The 20273-nt window shown below is 38.7% G+C and carries 21 protein-coding genes and 1 tRNA gene; 5 read left to right on the top strand and 17 right to left on the bottom strand.

The genetic code is table 11. The annotated features are described in order from the left end of the window. Positions 1-117 precede the first annotated feature (117 nt). Positions 118-208: transfer RNA gene (locus AC1D7X_RS09845), tRNA-Ser, on the top strand. A 541-nt stretch (positions 209-749) separates the two neighbouring features. Here the strand turns inward: AC1D7X_RS09845 and AC1D7X_RS09850 are convergent. After that, positions 750-944, bottom strand: a complete 195-nt coding sequence (locus AC1D7X_RS09850) for a YjzC family protein (RefSeq protein ID WP_495456611.1) — start codon at positions 942-944, stop codon at positions 750-752. A gap of 204 nt (positions 945-1148) precedes the next feature. Here AC1D7X_RS09850 and rpsF point away from each other — a divergent pair, with 204 nt between their 5' ends. The 3 genes from rpsF to rpsR are packed head-to-tail and all read left to right on the top strand — an operon-like array spanning position 1149 to position 2259. After that, complete coding sequence (rpsF, locus tag AC1D7X_RS09855) at positions 1149-1433, top strand: 30S ribosomal protein S6 (protein WP_495456612.1); 285 nt, start codon at positions 1149-1151, stop codon at positions 1431-1433. 46 nt (positions 1434-1479) lie between these two features. Beyond that, on the top strand, positions 1480-1965 hold the full coding sequence (ssb, locus tag AC1D7X_RS09860; RefSeq protein WP_495456613.1) for a single-stranded DNA-binding protein: 486 nt from the start codon (positions 1480-1482) through the stop codon (positions 1963-1965). 21 nt (positions 1966-1986) lie between these two features. Next, a complete protein-coding gene (gene rpsR / locus AC1D7X_RS09865; RefSeq protein ID WP_495456614.1) occupies positions 1987-2259 on the top strand; it encodes a 30S ribosomal protein S18 in 273 nt (90 codons plus the stop codon). A 194-nt stretch (positions 2260-2453) separates the two neighbouring features. Here rpsR and AC1D7X_RS09870 read toward each other — a convergent pair whose 3' ends face one another. The 8 genes from AC1D7X_RS09870 to AC1D7X_RS09905 form a co-directional block, all read right to left on the bottom strand. Beyond that, entirely contained in the window at positions 2454-3428 is a 975-nt protein-coding gene (locus AC1D7X_RS09870; protein ID WP_495456615.1) for an ABC transporter ATP-binding protein, read from the bottom strand. Beyond that, positions 3425-4414 carry an ABC transporter ATP-binding protein gene (locus AC1D7X_RS09875; protein WP_495475115.1) on the bottom strand — a complete coding sequence of 330 codons (990 nt, stop codon included), beginning with the start codon at positions 4412-4414 and terminating at the stop codon, positions 3425-3427. Before AC1D7X_RS09875 ends, AC1D7X_RS09870 begins: the two co-directional genes overlap by 4 nt. 108 nt (positions 4415-4522) lie before the next feature. Next, positions 4523-5431 carry an oligopeptide ABC transporter permease gene (gene opp4C, locus AC1D7X_RS09880; protein ID WP_495475130.1) on the bottom strand — a complete coding sequence of 303 codons (909 nt, stop codon included), beginning with the start codon at positions 5429-5431 and terminating at the stop codon, positions 4523-4525. 27 nt (positions 5432-5458) lie between these two features. Continuing rightward, on the bottom strand, positions 5459-6421 hold the full coding sequence (locus AC1D7X_RS09885) for an ABC transporter permease (protein WP_495475116.1): 963 nt from the start codon (positions 6419-6421) through the stop codon (positions 5459-5461). A gap of 66 nt (positions 6422-6487) precedes the next feature. Beyond that, positions 6488-8239 (bottom strand): ABC transporter substrate-binding protein, encoded by a 1752-nt coding sequence (locus tag AC1D7X_RS09890; protein ID WP_495475117.1) that lies wholly within the window; start codon positions 8237-8239, stop codon positions 6488-6490. 987 nt (positions 8240-9226) lie between these two features. Then, positions 9227-9433, bottom strand: coding sequence for a DUF951 domain-containing protein (locus AC1D7X_RS09895; protein ID WP_495456620.1), 207 nt, complete (start codon positions 9431-9433; stop codon positions 9227-9229). Next, the gene (locus tag AC1D7X_RS09900; protein ID WP_495475118.1) at positions 9423-10349 is read right to left on the bottom strand and encodes a mechanosensitive ion channel family protein; all 927 of its coding nucleotides are present in this window, start codon (positions 10347-10349) and stop codon (positions 9423-9425) included. Before AC1D7X_RS09900 ends, AC1D7X_RS09895 begins: the two co-directional genes overlap by 11 nt. A gap of 14 nt (positions 10350-10363) precedes the next feature. Continuing rightward, positions 10364-10618 carry a putative Se/S carrier protein gene (locus AC1D7X_RS09905; RefSeq protein WP_495475131.1) on the bottom strand — a complete coding sequence of 85 codons (255 nt, stop codon included), beginning with the start codon at positions 10616-10618 and terminating at the stop codon, positions 10364-10366. Between the two features lie 120 nt (positions 10619-10738). Here AC1D7X_RS09905 and yyaC point away from each other — a divergent pair, with 120 nt between their 5' ends. After that, complete coding sequence (gene yyaC, locus AC1D7X_RS09910; RefSeq protein ID WP_495456621.1) at positions 10739-11347, top strand: spore protease YyaC; 609 nt, start codon at positions 10739-10741, stop codon at positions 11345-11347. Here the strand turns inward: yyaC and AC1D7X_RS09915 are convergent. From AC1D7X_RS09915 to mnmE, 8 genes are all read right to left on the bottom strand, one after another. After that, positions 11322-11822, bottom strand: coding sequence for a DUF4446 family protein (locus AC1D7X_RS09915; protein WP_495456622.1), 501 nt, complete (start codon positions 11820-11822; stop codon positions 11322-11324). The genes yyaC and AC1D7X_RS09915 overlap by 26 nt on opposite strands. A gap of 57 nt (positions 11823-11879) precedes the next feature. Further along, on the bottom strand, positions 11880-13028 hold the full coding sequence (locus AC1D7X_RS09920) for an aminotransferase class V-fold PLP-dependent enzyme (RefSeq protein ID WP_495456623.1): 1149 nt from the start codon (positions 13026-13028) through the stop codon (positions 11880-11882). A 119-nt stretch (positions 13029-13147) separates the two neighbouring features. Further along, positions 13148-13993, bottom strand: a complete 846-nt coding sequence (locus AC1D7X_RS09925; RefSeq protein ID WP_495475119.1) for a ParB/RepB/Spo0J family partition protein — start codon at positions 13991-13993, stop codon at positions 13148-13150. Beyond that, the gene (locus AC1D7X_RS09930; protein WP_495456625.1) at positions 13986-14747 is read right to left on the bottom strand and encodes a ParA family protein; all 762 of its coding nucleotides are present in this window, start codon (positions 14745-14747) and stop codon (positions 13986-13988) included. The genes AC1D7X_RS09925 and AC1D7X_RS09930 overlap by 8 nt, the downstream gene beginning before the upstream one ends. A 160-nt stretch (positions 14748-14907) precedes the next feature. Next, positions 14908-15723 carry a nucleoid occlusion protein gene (gene noc / locus AC1D7X_RS09935; protein ID WP_495456626.1) on the bottom strand — a complete coding sequence of 272 codons (816 nt, stop codon included), beginning with the start codon at positions 15721-15723 and terminating at the stop codon, positions 14908-14910. A gap of 427 nt (positions 15724-16150) precedes the next feature. Further along, the gene (gene rsmG / locus AC1D7X_RS09940; protein WP_495475120.1) at positions 16151-16873 is read right to left on the bottom strand and encodes a 16S rRNA (guanine(527)-N(7))-methyltransferase RsmG; all 723 of its coding nucleotides are present in this window, start codon (positions 16871-16873) and stop codon (positions 16151-16153) included. 3 nt (positions 16874-16876) lie between these two features. Next, positions 16877-18769 (bottom strand): tRNA uridine-5-carboxymethylaminomethyl(34) synthesis enzyme MnmG, encoded by a 1893-nt coding sequence (mnmG, locus tag AC1D7X_RS09945; protein WP_495475121.1) that lies wholly within the window; start codon positions 18767-18769, stop codon positions 16877-16879. Between the two features lie 67 nt (positions 18770-18836). Continuing rightward, positions 18837-20213 carry a tRNA uridine-5-carboxymethylaminomethyl(34) synthesis GTPase MnmE gene (mnmE, locus tag AC1D7X_RS09950; RefSeq protein WP_495475132.1) on the bottom strand — a complete coding sequence of 459 codons (1377 nt, stop codon included), beginning with the start codon at positions 20211-20213 and terminating at the stop codon, positions 18837-18839. Between the last annotated feature and the right edge of the window lie 60 nt (positions 20214-20273).

The raw sequence follows: 20273 nt of genomic DNA on the forward strand, positions 1-20273 counted from the left end.
GAAACTGATAAATGCTTACAACCCTTGTTTTACTGCACAATTTTTAACATATAACCACATAAAATAAGCGTATCTCTTGCGAACTTACTATGGCTATGATAGAATTACTTTTGCTGTGGAAAGGTACCCAAGTGGTCCAAGGGGGCTGACTCGAAATCAGTTAGGCGTCGCAAGGCGTGCGTGGGTTCGACTCCCACTCTTTCCGCCATCATTATTACCCTATAATACATAACCAAGCTAATTTAAACCTCCTATGAATATGGGAGGTTTTTTTGTTTCATGATTGACGCAAATTATTAAATGAGCGTACATTCAGGGATTAATTAACATATAATACTTTATTGAATAGAACACAGACTTATACCGAGGACTAGCTATTAATGAAGGTGTTTTATTTGAGGTTAATTTAATGACATCTAATTTCAGCTATATAGTAGTAGGACAAGCCAAAGAAGGACCCTATCGGATCCTTCTTGACAGCGGTACATGTCGATTTGGAACTCTTATACATTCACAATAAAAGGTTACTTTCGCTGTGTTGCCATTAGATTTCCGGTGAGCTGTTAAGAAACTAACAAAAGTTATGTTTTACGATAACCCAAGCCTATTTCTCGCAGAATGACTACCACCCTCTAAAGGGAAGGACGTCATATCTACTGACTGTGAAGTCCAACGGAACCACACCTCTCTCCTGTACCGCTTGAAAATAGTATGATCCACATGAGCGGTCTCTATACATTCTCTAAAAATTAATGTGACTTTTCTTTGTTTTTCTTTTTCCATATCCGATTCTGATTAGATGTTTCAGGGAATCGCTCACCTTTGTGTAATTTCACGTGCTTAGGGTCAAGAATTGGGGTGTCTAACCCAATCTCACCAAACTCCATGTAATGGCCGTTATTAGGTGCTTTATCACCTGGTCTGAATTCTTGCTTTTCGCCCATCTGAATATCCCCCTTAAAAAAATGAAGTTCATCCTTAGTGTGTACCAGCTGAAGAGAATCATGTGTCCATCTATTGGAAGTAAGGAGCCAAGCAGTCTTGCATATGACTTGGCAATTTGTTATAGTAATGTAGTGCGAGTTTAAACTCGTTCCTTGCTCCTGAGTAAGATCAGGGGCCGTGAGTCCATAAGGAGGTGAAAAAATATGCGCAAATATGAAGTGATGTACATTATTCGTCCAGACATTGAACAGGATCTAGTTCAAGCTACAGTCGAAAAATTCCAAGGCATCATCTCCAACGGTGGAGAAATTACAAAGCATGACGTAATGGGTAAACGCCGTCTTGCGTATGAGATCAAGAAATTCAATGACGGTACTTTCGTTCTAGTTAACTTCAACGGTACACCAGAAGTAATTAACGAACTTGAGCGTCTAATGAAGATTTCTGACGAAGTAATTCGTTATCTCATTACGAATGACGTAGCTTAATTCATTTCGGTTTTGTAGTTAAAACGCTTGAGGGAGGGGACTTAAATTGTTGAATCGTGTCATACTGATCGGCCGATTGACTAAGGATCCTGAATTGCGGTACACACCTTCGGGTGTTGCAGTAACGCAATTTACGCTCGCTGTAGACCGTCCGTTTACGGCTCAAGGCGGGGAGCGCGAAGCGGATTTCATTCCGATCGTTACCTGGAGACAACTTGCAGAGACTTGCGCCAACTATTTGCGTAAAGGCCGCTTAACAGCAGTTGAAGGACGCATTCAAGTTCGTAATTACGAGAATAACGAAGGAAAACGTGTATACGTTACTGAAGTTATTGCCGATAATGTTCGATTCTTGGAATCATCAAAAAGCGAAAGCGGAAATGGTGGAAATAGCAGTGCTACGCGTGAAGAACCTTCTTATGGAGGCGAAGGACGTGGAAATCAATCCTCTCGCAATAAAAACAACAATCAGGATCCTTTTTCCGATGACGGAAAACCGATAGATATCTCGGATGATGATTTGCCATTTTAACAACGGAAAGGACTGACTAGCATGGCTTTTAAACCAAGAGAAGGCGCCGATAACGATAAGAGACCGGCACGCCGTGGTGGACGTAATAAACGTAAAAAAGTATGTTTCTTTACTGCCAACAAAATTACTCATATTGACTATAAAGATACTGACTTGCTCAAGAAATTTGTTAGCGAACGTGGAAAGATTTTGCCACGTCGTGTAACAGGTACTAGTGCAAAATATCAACGTGCTTTGACTATAGCTATCAAACGCTCACGTCAAATCGCATTGTTGCCATATACTACTGAATAGTAGTTCATATTGGTATCATAGAAAGACGATCTCAATTTATTCGTAAATTGAAGATTGTCTTTTTATTTTTCTTTAATGTTATACATATACTACCTCCTTTATACCTCACCTTCACGAAAAAACCGCTAGGATCATACATCCTAACGGTTTATTTCTATATAAAGATTATATTGAGTTATTCAAAGCACTATCTTTTAAACAAAGTGACAAGCAACTAGATGTTCGTTACCTAGACTACCTACATCACGATACTCCGGCACTTGTTGCTTACAAATATCTGAAGCTATAGGACACCGTGTATGGAACTTACACCCAGATGGTGGATTTGCCGGACTCGGTATATCCCCTTGAAGAACGATTCGCTCTCTCTTCAACGTCGGATCAGGAATGGGTATAGCAGACATCAATGCCTTAGTATAAGGGTGTAGTGGATTACGGAATAACTCTTCCTTACTACACATCTCTACCATAGCACCAAGATACATAACCCCTACTCGGTCACATAAATGCTCTACCACACTTAAATCATGGGAAATGAACAAGTACGTTAGTTGCTTTTCACGTTGCAAGTCACTTAGCAGGTTAATAATCTGAGCTTGGATAGACACATCTAGTGCAGATACTGGCTCATCTGCTACAATAAATTCCGGATTCATGATCAATGCGCGTGCAATCCCAATACGTTGTCTCTGTCCACCAGAGAACTCATGAGGAAAGCGATCATATTGATAACTAGCAAGACCACAGATAGCCATAGTCTCCATTACGCGTTCCCGTACTTCCTTAGGATTGGTAACTCCATGATCATAGAGAGCTTCTCCAATTGCATGTCCGACCTTAATCCGAGGATTCAATGAACTGAAAGGATCTTGAAATACAATTTGAAGCTTCGGACGTAAACGACGCAGTTCCTCTTTAGGCAACTTATACAGGTCTTGGCCTTGAAATAGGACCGTACCATCCGTCTTTTCGTTCAATCGAAGAATGGTTCTTCCAATTGTACTCTTTCCACAACCAGATTCCCCTACTAAGCCAAATGATTCACCTTTATGAATACGAAAAGAAACATCATCAACTGCCTTAACATGGCCTACTGTACGTTGAAGGATCCCACCAGTTACGGGGAAGTATTTCTTCAGATTGTCTACTTGCATTAAGACTTCACTCAAAGTACTTCCCTCTCTTCTTCATATAACCAGCAGGCTGATTTATGGTTCTCATTATCGTGTGCTCTAAATGGTGGTTGCTTCACCTTACAAATATCCATGCAAAATTCACAACGATCGTGAAAGTGGCAGTTATCTCCAAGATCAATAGGATTCGGAACTTGACCAGGTATAGAATAAAGACGCTCTTGCCTCTGATTAATAATAGGCTTGGCTTTGAGCAAGCCTTTGGTATATGGATGCTGTGGATCTCGGAAGAGCTCCAAGACCGGTGCTTCTTCAATCACCTTACCTGCATACATAACAACAACATAATCAGCCATCTCAGCTACTACACCTAAGTCATGTGTAATTAACATAATAGAAGTATTGAGCTTATCTTTAATGTCTCTCATCAAATCTAGAATCTGCGCCTGAATCGTTACATCGAGTGCGGTCGTCGGCTCATCTGCAATAAGCAATTTAGGATCACAGCTTAGAGCAATGGCTATCATTATCCGCTGACGCATTCCACCACTTAACTCGTGTGGATAGGAATCAAATATTTTCTCCGCACGTGGAATACCTACGAGCGTAATTAATTCAATTGCCCGTTTCTTGGCAGCTTTACGATCTAATAGCATATGCAACATTAAGGGTTCACTAATTTGATGTCCAATGGAAAGAACAGGATTTAATGATGACATCGGCTCTTGGAAAATAACGGATATCTCATTACCACGAATTCTAGACATTTCTCTTTTATTTAATTTAAGAAGGTCTCGACCTTCAAATACGATCTCGCCTCCGACAATTTTTCCATGTGGTGCTTCAATTAACCGCATAAGTGACATCGCTGTCACGCTCTTACCGCAACCCGATTCACCTACAACACATAACGTTTCGCCTTCACGAATAGTAAAACTAACATTATCCACAGCCTTAACCGTACCTGCTGATGTTTGAAAGTGTGTTTCTAAATTACGGAATTCTACTAAATCTTTTGCCATATTGCATCTCCCATCTTGAAGATATCGACCTCTTTTACGAGAATCGATGTTGTTCAAGGAAGCAGTTCTCACTGCTTACATCTATCACTTATACTTTTATTACACAAATTATTTTTTTGACTTAGGATCCATGGCATCACGAAGTCCATCACCAATCAAGTTAATGGCTACCGCTGTAATCAGGATACAAGTCCCTGGTGGAATCCATAGCCATGGTCTTTTGCGAAAATCAATCAAGTTGTTTGCCGCTGAGATCATGTTACCCCAAGATGGAGTAGGTGGAACGACACCAATACCTAAGAAACTAAGTGCTGACTCTGATAGAATTGCACCAGCAACACTAAGCGTTGCTGTAACGATAATGACAGGAACTGTGTTCGGGAGCAAGTGCTTAAATATTTTACGTCTGTCCTTTAAGCCCAACGCTTCAGTCGCCTGCATAAACTCTTGTTCACGAAGCGTTAGAATTTGTCCCCGTACAAGTCGTGCCAGAGTTGTCCAGTTCAGAACTCCAATAATGACCATAAGGTAATATATTCTTTTTGAAGGATCAACTTTAAGATCAGATAGAACTGCTCCAAGAATAATAAGAATCGGTAATGATGGAAGAGCCATAAATACGTCAGCTACACGCATAACAATCGTATCAATAAATTTACCATAAAATCCAGCTAATGCACCCAATGTTGCACCGATTAAAACTGTTATAAAGGTAGCAACAAGGCCAACTAATAGAGAGATTCGACCAGCCAACATCATACGAAGCAAAATATCGCGACCTAGCTTATCCGTACCTAACCAGTATGTTCCATTAGGACTTAAATTCTTATGTTTCAAACTGTAATCAAATAGATTATGTGGTGACAATAAGGGCCCTATGAAACAAAGTAAAAACATGAACACGATCATGATAAAGCCAAATACCGCAAGCCGATTTCGTGTGAAACGGCGCCAAGTTGATCTCCAAGGTGTATCAACAGATTTCGCCTTGGTTTTTTTATTTTCTGTTATAGGCATAACATCAGCAGACAACGCAATCTCCTCCTACTTTAAACGAATTCTGGGGTCTGCAATTCCATAGAGCACGTCGGCGAGCAAATTACCCACTAGGGTCAACATAGCTAGAAAGACAGTAAACCCAAGCATAAACGGATAATCTCTCATACTAATTGAATTAAGATAGATGTGACCGACACCTGGCCAAACAAATATTTGCTCCAGAATCATGGCTCCACCAAACAGTCCTGGCAGTTCAAACCCAAGTAGAGTGATTGCAGGAATCATTGCATTCCGAAATGCATGCTTGAAAATAACTGTCCGTTCCTTAAGACCTTTAGCCCGGGCAGTCCGAATATAATCCTGTCGAATAACTTCGAGCATACTCGTACGGAAATAACGTGTTAATCCACCCGTATTCAACATAGTCAGTACCATGACCGGTAAAAAGCTGTGTTTAAGGACATCCTTGATATACGCCCATCCATCAGCATTTAACCCGGAAGTGGCCATTCCCCCAACCGGAAATAATTTTAGATTTAATGCAAAAAACTTGATAAGTAACAGTCCTATAAAGAACGAAGGTAGTGACATACATACAAATACTAATAATGTGACTATCTTATCAAAAAACGAATATTGAAATTTGGCAGAAAATATACCAGTTACCATGGCTATAAACCAACTTAAAATCAAAGAAAAGAATCCGATTATAAATGAATTCCATACATACGAGTTAATAACAGTTGTGACGGGTTGCTTGTGCTGCATTGAATCCCCGAAATTCCCCTTAAGCATGTTTCCAGCCCATATGAAATAACGTTGATAGTCCGGCTTATCCAGTCCGTATATGGCTCTAAGTTGCTCTTGTTTCTCAATAGACATATTCGGATTCGCCCGAGCTGTAATGTAATCCCCTGGTACCATCGCTGATATGGCAAAAATAATGATAGATATGCCTATTAGCGTGGGTATCATTTGCAACAGCCGTCGAATGATATATTGCTTCATTCCTATTCCCCCTGGCTATAAGTGGATATGCTCAGCTCTTATGAGCTGAGCATATCAGAACATACTTTATTGTTGCAATTCAACTTGATACAGACTGAAAGGGAAATCCTTGTATGGAGAAATATCGAAGCCTTGTGCTCTAGCATCAACAGAAGTCATGTTCGTTCTTTGATACATAAAGATTACAGGAATATCCTTGTTCATCTCTTGATACATTTCTTTGTAAATGGTTTTACGTTTTTCAAGATCCATTTCCTTCTTACCTTTAGCCATTAATTCATCAACTTTGGCATTAGAATATCCGACATCATTTTGTGCACCTTTTGTTGTGTATACTGTGTTGTCAGGATCTGGTGTTAAGCCCCATGCCGCGAAGTACATTTCGAAGTCGCCAGCCGATTTCTTGTCGGTAATTGCATTAAAGTCGAGCGTTTCAGCAACGATCTCAATACCTAAATCTTTGTAATTTGTAGTCATAATCGGTAACAATGCTTCTACAACTGGATTATCTGCAGTAGCCGAGAAGTTGATCTTGAATTTCTCTCCATCTTTCTCACGAATACCATCTGATCCAACAACCCAACCTGCTTCGTCAAGCAAGGCTTTTGCTTTTTCTGCATCGAAGTCATACTTCTCGATATTCTCATCCGTATATGCCCAAGATACTTTAGATTCAGGGATGTTAATTACATCTGCGTATGGTCCGTAGATACCTTTTACAATTTCATCACGATTTAACCCATAAGTAAGTGCTTGACGTACTTTTGGATCTTGGAATTTCTTAAGATTATGGTTAAACCCAATGTATCCATAACCGTTGTTTGGAAGGATGTTAATGTCTAGGAATCCTAATTCCTTCAACGCTTCCACATTATCTTCAGAAACAGAAACTTCATCCATGTCTGTTTCACCAGATTCTAGCATTGCCATTTTAGTTGAATCTGATGTTGTTTTGAAGATGACATTCTTAGTCTTTGGAGCTCCTTTGAAATAGTTCGCATTAGCTTCCATTACAATTTCTTGTCCTGCTTTGTAATTTGTCATCTTATATTGGCCACTACCAAGTGGTTTGCTGTTTAATGCCTTTACAGATTCCAAATCACCTTGTTTGTAGCCCTTGCCGTAATAAGATTCAGGCAAAATGTACTGAGTTCCCAATTCAACTGGAGACAAAGCAGAATATTCAGTCAATGTAACTTCTACTGTAAGATCATCGATGACTTTGATACCAGAGATATCAACTGATTTTCCATCGTAATAATCTTGAGCACCTACGATATGATAACTTAGTGGATCAGATTCACCATCGTAGCTCTTATCAAGGAAAAGCTTCATTGTAAACAGGTAGTCGCTAGCTTTCATTGGGCTACCATCAGTGTAAGTAATACCTGGTTTGAGGTGGTAGGTATATTTCAAGCCATCCTCAGATACATCCACTTTCTCTGCCAGACTGTTTTCATAGCTTCCGTCAGCCTTAACTGTAATGAAGGAATCAAATAATGAATAGTTTACATAATAATCATAAGCCGTTTCCATAAACAGTGGGCTGAATACCCCTTTTGGATCTGTCATACCTACAATCAAAGTATCTTTGCGGTTCTTAGCTAGCTCAGGAATAAGAGAAGTATCCGTTGCTTTAATTACCCCAGTAGTTTGATCCTCAGCTGGTGCTGTAGGTGTTTCTGTTGTTGGTTCCACTGCATTCGTGCTGTTCGTTGGCTCCGTTGGTGCAGCCTCTTTGTTGTCCCCACCACATGCGGAGAGTACCATTGTTAGTGAAAGCAAAAGTACTATTGCTACATTCTTTTTCTTTGTCATGCAAAATCTCCTCCTTTTAGTAATTTTTAATATATATTATGAATATAATATATCCCACAAATAGTATTAACCCGATGGGTTAAATGTAGTTAAAACTTGCAATAATGACCACAGGTCAATTTTAAGAACTGCTTACCCAATGTGGGATTGTATATGTAAGGTATATTAACATATTCAAATCAATTTAATTAATAATATAACCCAATTATCATAATATTCCAAGCATTTTATATTACAATATGTTTATGGATGCTTAAACATACAATAAAATCAATCAAAGAGGTTAATCTTTCACTACTTTTTTGTTATCTAATCTACTCATTTGTGTTAGAGATCAATAACATCATTAACAATAATCCCTATTTTGCGAGTCACCCTTTTTATGTAATGATTAAATTTTATATTAACTTTTTATTGTTATCCCTAGTTAGCCTTATAGTCAGTGGTTATAACGGACTGTTATGCTTTACACACCAAAGGCACCTCGTGTTGGTGCTCCTCAAAGATCACAATCATCACTTTTCTTATGTTGCATTATTTAGTTTCCGAATTGGCCTTTTTTTGAATTCAATTTCATAGATTCTTTTATTGTATAATTTTACCTTGTACATGGTTGTTATTCAACACTTTTTCCATTAGTCGTTTCAAATATTCTATAACTTATTTTGTGAATTTAACACTTATTTTTTTTAACAATCTATTAGGCTCATTTTATATGTGAAAATAAATTTCTATGTATTTATATGTACTATAATAAATATAGCAATACCTGACACATAAATTACGTATAATGTCGTATATATTTTTTTATTATAAGATTTTAGCTTAATATTTACGTAAATATAAAGCATACGCATGTGTCTGTATACTTTATTTAACACGTTTTGTTATTTTTAATTTAATTCTAACAAAAAAACCTCCTACAATTAAATGTAAGAGGTCTAATAGAACCAAAGTAAACCATTCAAAGAAAACCCTATATTGTCTTTATACCTCAGGTGGCAAATTGGAACGCAGGACCTTTTTCATGTTTTTTTCAAATTTCACACGTGGAATAAGTACGCTATGCTGGCACCCAACACACTTAACTCGAATATCCATTCCCATACGGATAATCTCCATTTCATTACTTCCACAAGGATGTTGCTTCTTCATCTGTACGATATCCCCTAATTGAAATATCTTACGTTCCATCTTCAACCCCCCCTTTATCTTCATTCGTCGCAGCATGCTCAACCCTAGCTAATTGAAGTGCCTCTTCTTCTTCAAAAATCTGCTTAATCCCCATCTGAATATCACGCTCTACCTTATCCCGTGTATTAGGTAAACAATCCGCTACAATCCGAATAGCATATTCACTTGTATTCAGTGATTGTACGCCTAACACATTTGCTGTCGAGAGCATCTCTGCACTACTCTTTTGAATATTGTCTAGCGCATGCTTAATAAGCTCTATAGTGTCTTCGAGATTACGCTCATTCTTTATAGGAATATCTACAATAGCTAATGCATTCGATAATGAGAAATTAGTTACAGTGGCGATGGCACCATTAGGTAATATGTACACTTCGCCTGTATGGCTTACAATCCTAGTCGTACGAATTCCAATCATCTCAACAGTACCTTTGAAGGTACCTGTCTGGATCACATCTCCTACTGCAAATTGATCCTCTAATATAATGAAGAACCCTGTAATTACATCCTTTACCACGCTCTGTGCCCCGAACCCTATAGCTAACCCTAGAACTCCAGCTCCTGCAATAAGAGGCGCAAGGTCAAAGTTGAATTCCGATAGAACAATTAGAACCATAACGAAATTACAAGCAACCGAGGTTACGTTCTTTAACAACCCACCTACTGTCACAAAGCGACGTGGATTCATTCTTAGTCTACTATTTTCCTGACGAGCTAATGTTTGGTCAATTATTTTATATACTACCTTAATGATTAAACGAGTTAATAGGAATATCACTACGATTCGTATTGCCGCAAATAGAATAACCATCCACATATCCGTATCTGTTAGCCATTTCCACGCTATATCCTTAAATTGAAGCGCCTCCTCTATGACCTTCTGCGTAGTTTCAGTTTCATTACCTGAATTCTGCAAGATATTCCACCCCCTTACATCTCGATGATTTCATAGTGCTCTAAGTTGTTTTTAGTAAAGATTCCCCGAATCTCTACCTTTTCTTGATTAATGATATCCCACACGACTAGCAAGTCCCTCTTTGGAAAAAGAATGGATAATGCACAGCCTGCAGTAACATCTTTAGGTGTAGGAAATAAGTCAATCTCAATCTCTGCATACTCTAGTAACATTTCAACCCGCAGTGCCTGCTGAGTGGAATCAAATGCAATGAGAAGCCATTCCTCCATCATACAGCCCCCTGTGTTGTATCTTCCATACGTTATAATTTCCAACATTGGTTTTTGAGTATAAATAATGATTTTCATCCATATACTAGTACTACTATCTGCATACGAAAGGAAGATCTTATGAGTCCTGTGACCAATCCATTCTCACAACAACAGCAACCTTCTTGCTTAAAAATACCACATACCGATCCTGAAATCCATTCCGCTATCATTCATCGGTTGTTGTTTCATTTAGCTCAAGTAAAAGAGGGTCAACCTGTTATTATTGTATGCATAGGAACAGATCGATCCACAGGGGATAGTCTTGGTCCTCTTGTTGGTACTTCTCTATCTCGGTATAAAAGTCATCTCTTTCGTATATACGGCACATTAGATGAACCTATCCACGCTGTTAACTTGCAGGAAACCATATCTTCTATTAACGAACTCTTTCATCAACCTTTTATTATTGGTATTGATGCCTGTTTGGGTCAATCCTCCAGTATAGGTTGTATACAAGTGGCTGATGGTCCTCTGAAGCCTGGAGCTGGGGTAAATAAACAATTACCGCCGATCGGCGATATCCATTTAACTGGCATCGTTAACGTCGGCGGCTTCATGGAATATTTCGTATTACAAAACACACGTCTAAGTCTAGTGATGCGTTTGTCTGAGATTATTGCAACAAGCGTCTACTCCGCCATTAAGGAGTGGAAATCTCACTCTACATTTTTTGCTTTGCGAGAGTAATAGCTTCCTTCTCCTCTGTTGATAAGGAGTGCTTAGAATCACCTTGCTCTAGCGATTTAGCATAGATATAAGAATTATCTCTATTATAGATAGAAGTAAGTACAACTCCATCTAATCGATCATCTAATATTGCTACAGAGAAGCTTAAGTCACTACCTCTCTCCCCAAATGCATTGTATCGAATAAGACCAACGTGTCCTTTTACAGCTTGTAGTTTATCTACGGTACTCTTGAGCAGTTCTCGTTGTTTCTTTTGATCATCTTCCATACTATCCAGTTGGACCTTAAGATCGATCAGGAGTGACTCTAAGTTCTCTACACCACTACCAGACATCATCAATTCGTATCTCTGGCGTAGTTTGGTTAACTTAGATAATTGAGTAAACATCAGTATCAACAACAATAACACCACAAGCACGATAACTCCGATAATCAAAGATAAATGTTCCAAAAATAAATCATTCAGTTCAGACATTGATGTTTCATTCCCTTTCCTCTTCCTCAATCTTAGAATAGATCTATATTTAAACTTCTATCTACAAAGTTGTTTTACAGCCTTAATAAGAGTTTCAATTTCCTTTTCTGTCGTGTTGAATCCTACACTGGCACGTACCGCGCCTGTTTTTTCTGTATGAACAGCATAGTGCGCTAATGGGGTACAATGGAAGCCTGCTCGGACAGCAATGCCATATTCACGATCTAACTGAAATGCTAATTTTGATGAATCCAATTGGTCTACTACAAAAGAAACAATACCTGTCCGAGGTAATCCTGGATCAGGCCCTAATATAGTCATACCACTAATGTTTTTTATGCCACTTAATAACTGTTGCGTAAGATTCCACTCATGAGTATATATCCATTTAGGGGTAAGCTCAACAACTTTTTCTATCCCTACTCGTAAGCCTGCAATTCCTACCGTATTAGGCGTTCCTGCTTCATAACGATCTGGACGAACAGTAGGCTGCTCTTTCTCTTCAGACTGACTTCCTGTTCCGCCGTGTAGCAACGGTTCCAGGTCCACATGAGGGGCAATATAAAGACCGCCTGTCCCTTGGGGTCCTAACAACCCTTTATGACCTGGAAACGCCATTAGATCAATTTTCATGCGTTCTACATCTATATCGAGAATACCCGCGCTCTGCGCAGCATCTACTAAGAATATAGCCCCAGAATTGTGAGCAAGGTTACCTATTTCCTCTACAGGCAATATACTTCCCAACAAATTAGAACTGTGACTACAAATAACCAGTCGAGTTGATTGTTTCAAGGCTTCCTTTATATCAAGAAGATTCAATTCACCTTTCCCATTAACTCTTACATAATCAACAGTAATTCCGAGCGTTCTCTTTAAATATTCTAAAGGGCGTCGAACAGAATTATGTTCAACCATCGTGGCGACAACGTGGTCTCCCTCTCGCAGCAATCCCTTTATTGCTAGATTCAAAGCCATGGTGGTATTAGATGTAAATGCAATGTCATTAGCATTATTTATATGGAACAATTTAGATATTCCCATTCTGGTCTCAAATAGCACACGACTAGCCTTTACAGCCATCGCGTGGCTTCCTCTTCCAGGATTGGCCGCTGACTGTTGCATAGCGAACTGCATCGCATCCAACACACCAGGAGGTTTAGGCCAAGAGGTAGCCGCATGATCTAAGTAAATAACTGAATCCATACCTAACCTCCTCTAACAACAGAAAGACATATCCTTTTCCACAACGGAATAAATCAAGATATGCCCTCCTCCCTCTTTGACATCAACTATTGTTTCAATACACTAACATTGTTATTGTCTTATGATTTCTGTAGTAATTCTAACAACCGCTCTAAATCTTGTTTACTGTAGTAATTCAGTTCAATCTTACCTTTATCTTTATTATGCTTAATCTTAACCGTCGTATGGAATCGATCACGGAGAGATTCCTCTAGATGATTAATATAGGGATCACTCTTTTTCGTTGTTGGTTTTTGCGTCTCTACAGGCTTACGGTCCAAGTATTTTACCGTTTCCTCTAACTCTCGAACGCTCCATTCATTTTCTACACATTGTTTCGCTAAATTCTTGATGACAACTGAGTCCTTAATTCCTACAATAGCTCTCGCGTGACCCATTGATAATGTTCCACGTGAAACATAGTCCTTCACTTCTTCAGGTAATGATAATAAGCGTAGAAAATTGGCAATATGAGACCTGGATTTACCCACTTTAAGCGAAAGTTCTTCCTGTGTTAGATTATACTGATCCATGAGTCCTTGGTAAGCAACGGCAATCTCAAGCGTATTTAAATTTTCGCGTTGTAAATTCTCAATTAGTGCAATTTCCATCACTTGTTGATCTGAGAAATTACGAACTACAGCAGGAATCGTTGCTTTCCCACAATACTGAGATGCTCTAAAGCGACGCTCACCTGCAATGATTTCATATCCCCTAATAACACTACGAACAATAATAGGTTGAATTACACCATGTTGGCGAATCGATTCCGCTAATTCATGAATAGCCTCTTCCTTAAATTCTTTACGTGGTTGATATGGATTAGCACGTAATTGACTCAATGGAATTTCAACAATCTTATCATCATCATTAATGGAGAGAGAAGGAATAAGTGCATCTAATCCTTTGCCCAACCGTTTACTCATATGAAATCACTTCCTTTGCCAACTCTAAGTACGCTTCAGCACCTTTAGAGCGTGGATCATACGTTATGATCGATTTTCCATGTGATGGTGCTTCACTCAAACGGACGTTCCTTGCAATAACTGTCTTGTATACTTTATCTTGAAAATATTTTTTAACTTCTTCAATAACTTGAATTCCCAAGTTTGTTCTTGCATCAAACATAGTCAACAATACACCCTCGATTTGCAAAGATGTATTCAGATGCTTCTGAACTAATCGAATGGAGTTAAGTAATTGACTTAAGCCCTCTAATGCGTAATATTCACATTGTATGGGAATAATCACTGAATCAGCAGCCGTTAGCGAATTAATTGTTAGTATGCCTAGCGATGGTGGACAATCTATTAAAATGTAGTCATACATATCTTTAACTAAATGTAATGACTTTTTAAGGCGTAGTTCTCTAGAAATGGTTGGTACCAATTCTATTTCTGCTCCTGCCAGTTGAATCGTAGCAGGAATAATATGTAGACCTTCTACATCTGTATGCGTAATGGCATCTCTTGGATTAACTTCATTTATTATGACATCATAAATGCAGTTCTCCACATCTGCTTTATTTATTCCGACCCCACTTGTGGTGTTACCCTGTGGGTCAATATCAACGAGAAGCACTCTTTTCCCTAAAGAAGCCATGCCTGCACCCAGATTGACGGAGGTGGTAGTTTTACCGACCCCGCCTTTTTGATTTGCTATGGCAATAATTTTGGACACTCATTTCACCTCAATATATAATTGACTCTTCGTGTAGTTCGTGAGATATACTTTTTACAGCCTAGCAAATTGGTTGTCATTCTTTCTGTCTGCACCCTATTAGTTACAACCATAAGTCAATCATTAGAAAAAGCGGCTGATATTACCTTTCTCCTTCCCACTATCTTTTAGGAATTTGAATAACAATTTCATAGTGATCATCATGATCTTTTTCAGTTGTTATAATAGACATTCCTGATCCGGATACCATATCAATAGACTGTCTAATCGTATTTAGAGCAAGACGAACATCTTTAGAAAACGAGATACGTTTTGCCTTTTTAATTGTGGAGGATTCTTTATAGTAGGCAACTCTTGCTTCTGTCTGCTTTACATTAAGTTCTTTAGTTATAATTTCTGCAAGCAATTTCAGTTGCAACTCTTCGGGACTTAGAGATAAAAGTGCTCGAGCATGCCGTTCAGTGACTTTTCGTTCCATTAAAGCTTGCTTTACAGGTTCAGGTAAGTTTAATAAGCGGATTTTATTAGCAATGGTGGATTGACTCTTGCCTAAACGCTGAGCCAGACTCTCTTGAGTTAACTGATGTAAATCAATGAGCTTTTGATAGGCTACTGCTTCTTCTATGGAAGTTAGACCTTCACGTTGCAGGTTCTCAATCAATGCAATCGAAGCGGCTTGTGAATCATTAAAATCGCGAACAATAGCTGGGATGGTTTCAAGCCCCAATTTCTTAACAGCTCGCCATCGACGTTCTCCTGCAATAATCTCATATTTGGCATTACGATAACGAACAACAATAGGTTGAATTACGCCATGAGTTTTAATCGTCTGACAAAGTTCATCAATTCTATTATCATCAAAAATAGTACGAGGTTGAAAAGGACTCCCCACAATATTATCCACTGGAATCTGTTTCACTTCATCCCCATTAGTCCGCTCAGTTAGGCCAAACAACTTAGAAAATTGTTCTTTCATTCCGCATATTACCACCTAATTTCAAAATAGTACCGTAACACGATGGAATAATTAACCTTACATTCACCATGTCATCTCAGTACCTTCCTATCTCTGTACAAAGTAGAAACAATATGACTATACTTTGCACGTATTCACATGATCATTTGTTGCATTAATCTCTTTAAAGATTAAGGTTTCATATAAATTACACTACTTGATCTACTTGATATTTTATCTAAAAATTGGATATTGCTCATTACTTTTCGTAAGAACTTCTATCTATCTTATTCTATCACTTTTTCTCATATAATCCTATTCTATCATGCGTAAATTTTTCTAGAAATTGCTTATTATTTAAACTCAAAAAAAGACTATATCTCCCAAACCATACGGGTGACATAGTCTTACCTGTTTTAATGTTTCACGTGAAACATTACTTAATAAATTAGATTAGCGGAGACTTAGCTGCAACCCCAGGACTTCTTGGATATTTCTGAGGTGTAGATGCTCTTTTTTCTACAATAATAATATGACGGTCGGCTTCTTCCACGGGAAGAGTGAACTTCTCTACCTTGTTTAGTTTACCTTTAAGTTGTTTGAAGCTATAGGATGCTTCTTTGATCTCGTCGGTAGGGTCACTACCCTTCATAGCCGCAAATGTGCCGTCCACGCGAACAAAAGGTAAACAAAATTCATTAAGTAACGCTAACTTAGCGACAGCTCTAGCTGTAACTAGATCATAATGATCACGGTATCCCTTCTTTTGACCCCATTCCTCTGCTCTACCATGAATGAGTTCAACGCCCGTAAGACCTAATTGATCTACAATATTTTTAAGAAACGATATTCTTTTGTTAAGAGAGTCAATAATCGTTAATTGAATGTCTGGAAAACAAATCTTAAGTGGTATCCCAGGAAACCCTGCTCCCGATCCGATATCTGCTAGTGTTGATACTTTTTTCATATCTACAAAAAAAGCAAGGGAAACAGAGTCGTAAAAATGTTTCATATATACCTGATCTCGTTCTGTAATCCCTGTTAAATTCATTTTTTCATTCCAACTTACTAGTTCTTTGAAATATATTTCGAACTGATCTAGTTGAGTCTCACTTAACGTAATTCCGTGTTCCTGTAGCCGACTAGTAAATGACTGTTGTATTAAGTCCATATCTTAACCCCTTGCCGCAGTTACACGGTTATAATGTTCGAGATACACTAGCAGAACAGATATATCCGCAGGTGTAACACCAGAAATACGTGAAGCTTGCCCAATGGAAATAGGACGAATGTTTGCGAGTTTTTGACGAGCCTCGATAGCTAAACCATGAATTTCTGAATACTCTATAGAATCAGGAATCTTCTTTTTCTCCATTTTCTGTAGACGTTCCACATGAACTAATTGTTTCTCTATATAACCTGCATATTTAATCTGAATTTCAGCTTGCTCTTTCATCTCATCGGTTAACTCGTAAGGTGAAGGTGAAAGTTGTTCAATATGGCTATAGCTAATCTCAGGTCGACGTAAAAGGACTAACATATTTGTCCCATCCTGAATTTCAGAGGAATCAGAGTCTTTTAGAAGAGCATTCACTTCTTTAGGCTTTGCCTTCTCAACACTAAGACGTTCAACCTCAAGATCTACTGTGTTCTTTTTACTTAGGAATCTTTCATATCGATCATCTGATATTAGACCAATCTCATGTCCAATCGGAGTAAGACGTAGATCGGCATTATCATGACGAAGTAACAAACGATATTCAGCGCGTGAAGTCAAAAGTCGATAAGGTTCATTCGTTCCTTTGGTCACCAAGTCATCGATTAATACACCAATATATCCTTGAGAACGATTAAGTACGATAGGCTCTTTCCCTTGTACCTTCCGTGCAGCATTAATTCCCGCCATAACCCCTTGCCCTGCAGCTTCTTCATATCCTGAGGTTCCATTAATTTGACCTGCAGTGAATAATCCAGGCATTTTTTTGGTTTCGAGTGATGGGTATAATTGCGTCGGAACCATCGCATCATATTCAATGGCATACCCATTACGCATCATTTCAACCTTTTCCAACCCTGGGATAGAACGTAACATCGATAATTGAACATCCTCTGGCATACTTGTTGATAGACCTTGTACATAATACTCAGCTGTATTTCTACCTTCAGGCTCTAGAAAAATCTGATGTCTCGGTTTATCACTGAAACGAACAATCTTATCCTCAATGGACGGACAATAACGTGGACCTGTCCCCTCAATAATACCCGAGAACATAGGCGCACGATGGAGATTATCCGTAATAATTTTTTGTGTATCCACAGAAGTATAGGTTAACCAGCAAGGAAGTTGTTCATTCGTATTAGTAGATTCCTGTGTCTCATAAGAGAAGAATTTAGGCTTACTGTCCCCTGGCTGAATCTCCGTCTTCGAGAAATCAATTGTATCTCTATGAACACGTGGAGGAGTACCTGTCTTAAAACGAACAAGATCGAACCCATGTTCGCGTAAATTCTCCGCGAGTTTAATTGAAGGTTGCTGATTATTAGGTCCACTTTCGTAAGCTAACTCACCCATAATGACTTTACCCCGCAAATAGGTGCCTGTCGTCAATACAATGGACTTACCACGGTATTCAGTGCCTGTCTTCGTAACTACACCCACACAATGTCCATCCTCAACGATGAGCTCTTCTACCATCCCTTGACGCATCGTTAAGTTTGGTTCCTTCTCCATCGTTTCCTTCATCGTATGCTGATAAGAGAACTTATCTGCTTGTGCACGGAGGGCGTGAACAGCAGGACCCTTCGCCGTGTTTAACATTCTCATTTGAATAAAGGTTCTATCTATATTACGGCCCATTTCCCCACCTAGAGCGTCAATTTCCCGAACAACATGCCCTTTCGCAGGTCCACCAATCGAAGGATTGCATGGCATGAAAGCCACCATATCTAAATTGATTGTAATCATTAGCGTAGAGCAACCCATTCGAGCAGAAGCTAAAGCCGCTTCAACCCCCGCATGCCCTGCACCGATAACAATTACATCATAATTTCCACCTGTGTAACTCATAGTCTTACCTCCTTTAAATAATTATATCTATAAATTATTTATCAACATGAAGCTTTAAATGTTAAAGCTATTTACCCAAACAAAATTGCGAGAAAATTTGATCTAATAACGTATCTCCCGCCGTATCCCCAATAATTTCACCAAGTTGTTCCCATGCCAATCGAACATCGATCTGGATCAGATCGATTGGAATAAACTGATCTGCAGCTTCATAAGCATCTTGCAAAGATTGCTTCGCCTTCTTCAATAAAGCTATATGTCGTACGTTACTAACATAAGTTAAATCATTCGATTCAAGGCGTCCACTAAAGAATAACTTAGAAATAGCATTTTCTAAAGCGTCGATTCCCTCTTGTGTCTTAACAGACATTTGTACGATACAATCCTCATTGAAGTAACGCTTTACGATATCCATATCTAGCATGGACGGTAAGTCCATTTTATTCATAATAACGATACATTGTCTACCGCGGATTTGTTCCATTAATACCAATTCATCCTCGTGTAGAGGTTGACTAACATCTAACACAAGCAAAATAAGGTCTGCCTCATTCACTGCATTTTTAGAACGTTCTACCCCTATTTTCTCAACCACATCAAGTGTTTCACGGATACCGGCTGTGTCTAATAACTTTAAAGGGATATTGTTAATTGTAACAAATTCCTCAATAACGTCACGTGTTGTACCTGGAATATCCGTTACGATGGCTTTATTATCATGTGCTAATGTATTTAACAAAGATGATTTACCTACGTTAGGTCGGCCAACAATAGCTGTTGTTATTCCTTCACGAAGAATTTTACCTTCCTCAGCGGTTTTTAATAGTCTCGTAATTCCCTCCATCACTTCACTACATTTATCTTTTATAAAAGAAGACGTGAGTGAATCCACATCATGTTCTGGATAGTCAATATTCACTTCAATATGTGCCATAGTCTCAATTAGTGTAAACCGTTGTTTCTTAATTTGTTGAGATAAGTCACCTTTAACTTGTTTCAACGCGATCGAGAAAGCCCGATCCGATTTAGAACGAATGAGGTCTATTACAGCCTCAGCTTGCGACAAGTCAATTCGCCCATTTAGAAAAGCTCGTTTCGTGAATTCACCTGGCTCTGCTAGCCTAATATTTTGTTGTAATAACATATCCATCACTCTTGTAACTGAAATAACCCCACCATGCGCGCTGATCTCTACTACATTCTCCATTGTAAATGAGCGAGGTGCCCGCATAATTGTAACTAGTACCTCTTCAATTTGTTCCCCTGTATGGTGGTCTATAATGTGTCCATAATGAACCGTATGCGATTCAGCCTCAGATAGCTTAACTCGACTTTTAAAAATTCGATCCACTTCAGGTATCGCATCTGGCCCACTTACACGAATGACAGCAATCCCAGCTTCTCCAACGGCTGTAGCAATAGCTGCAATGGTCTCACTTACCAACATGTTGCACCTCTCTCTATAAAATATAAAAAAACAATGACTCCTATCACTAATCAGAGA

It is taken from the genome of Paenibacillus sp. Y568 (assembly GCF_059445545.1).

Bases quoted from the DNA above. Each gene is read 5' to 3' on its own strand.
- opp4C (WP_495475130.1), bottom strand. From the start codon at position 5,431: ATGCCTATAACAGAAAATAAAAAAACCAAGGCGAAATCTGTTGATACA.
- rsmG (WP_495475120.1), bottom strand. From the start codon at position 16,873: ATGGACTTAATACAACAGTCATTTACTAGTCGGCTACAGGAACACGGA.
- AC1D7X_RS09915 (WP_495456622.1), bottom strand. From the start codon at position 11,822: ATGTCTGAACTGAATGATTTATTTTTGGAACATTTATCTTTGATTATC.
- AC1D7X_RS09895 (WP_495456620.1), bottom strand. From the start codon at position 9,433: ATGGAACGTAAGATATTTCAATTAGGGGATATCGTACAGATGAAGAAG.
- mnmG (WP_495475121.1), bottom strand. From the start codon at position 18,769: ATGAGTTACACAGGTGGAAATTATGATGTAATTGTTATCGGTGCAGGG.
- AC1D7X_RS09920 (WP_495456623.1), bottom strand. From the start codon at position 13,028: ATGGATTCAGTTATTTACTTAGATCATGCGGCTACCTCTTGGCCTAAA.
- rpsR (WP_495456614.1), top strand. From the start codon at position 1,987: ATGGCTTTTAAACCAAGAGAAGGCGCCGATAACGATAAGAGACCGGCA.
- rpsF (WP_495456612.1), top strand. From the start codon at position 1,149: ATGCGCAAATATGAAGTGATGTACATTATTCGTCCAGACATTGAACAG.
- yyaC (WP_495456621.1), top strand. From the start codon at position 10,739: ATGAGTCCTGTGACCAATCCATTCTCACAACAACAGCAACCTTCTTGC.
- AC1D7X_RS09925 (WP_495475119.1), bottom strand. From the start codon at position 13,993: ATGAGTAAACGGTTGGGCAAAGGATTAGATGCACTTATTCCTTCTCTC.
- AC1D7X_RS09890 (WP_495475117.1), bottom strand. From the start codon at position 8,239: ATGACAAAGAAAAAGAATGTAGCAATAGTACTTTTGCTTTCACTAACA.
- noc (WP_495456626.1), bottom strand. From the start codon at position 15,723: ATGAAAGAACAATTTTCTAAGTTGTTTGGCCTAACTGAGCGGACTAAT.
- AC1D7X_RS09875 (WP_495475115.1), bottom strand. From the start codon at position 4,414: ATGGCAAAAGATTTAGTAGAATTCCGTAATTTAGAAACACACTTTCAA.
- AC1D7X_RS09905 (WP_495475131.1), bottom strand. From the start codon at position 10,618: ATGGAGGAATGGCTTCTCATTGCATTTGATTCCACTCAGCAGGCACTG.
- AC1D7X_RS09885 (WP_495475116.1), bottom strand. From the start codon at position 6,421: ATGAAGCAATATATCATTCGACGGCTGTTGCAAATGATACCCACGCTA.
- AC1D7X_RS09850 (WP_495456611.1), bottom strand. From the start codon at position 944: ATGGGCGAAAAGCAAGAATTCAGACCAGGTGATAAAGCACCTAATAAC.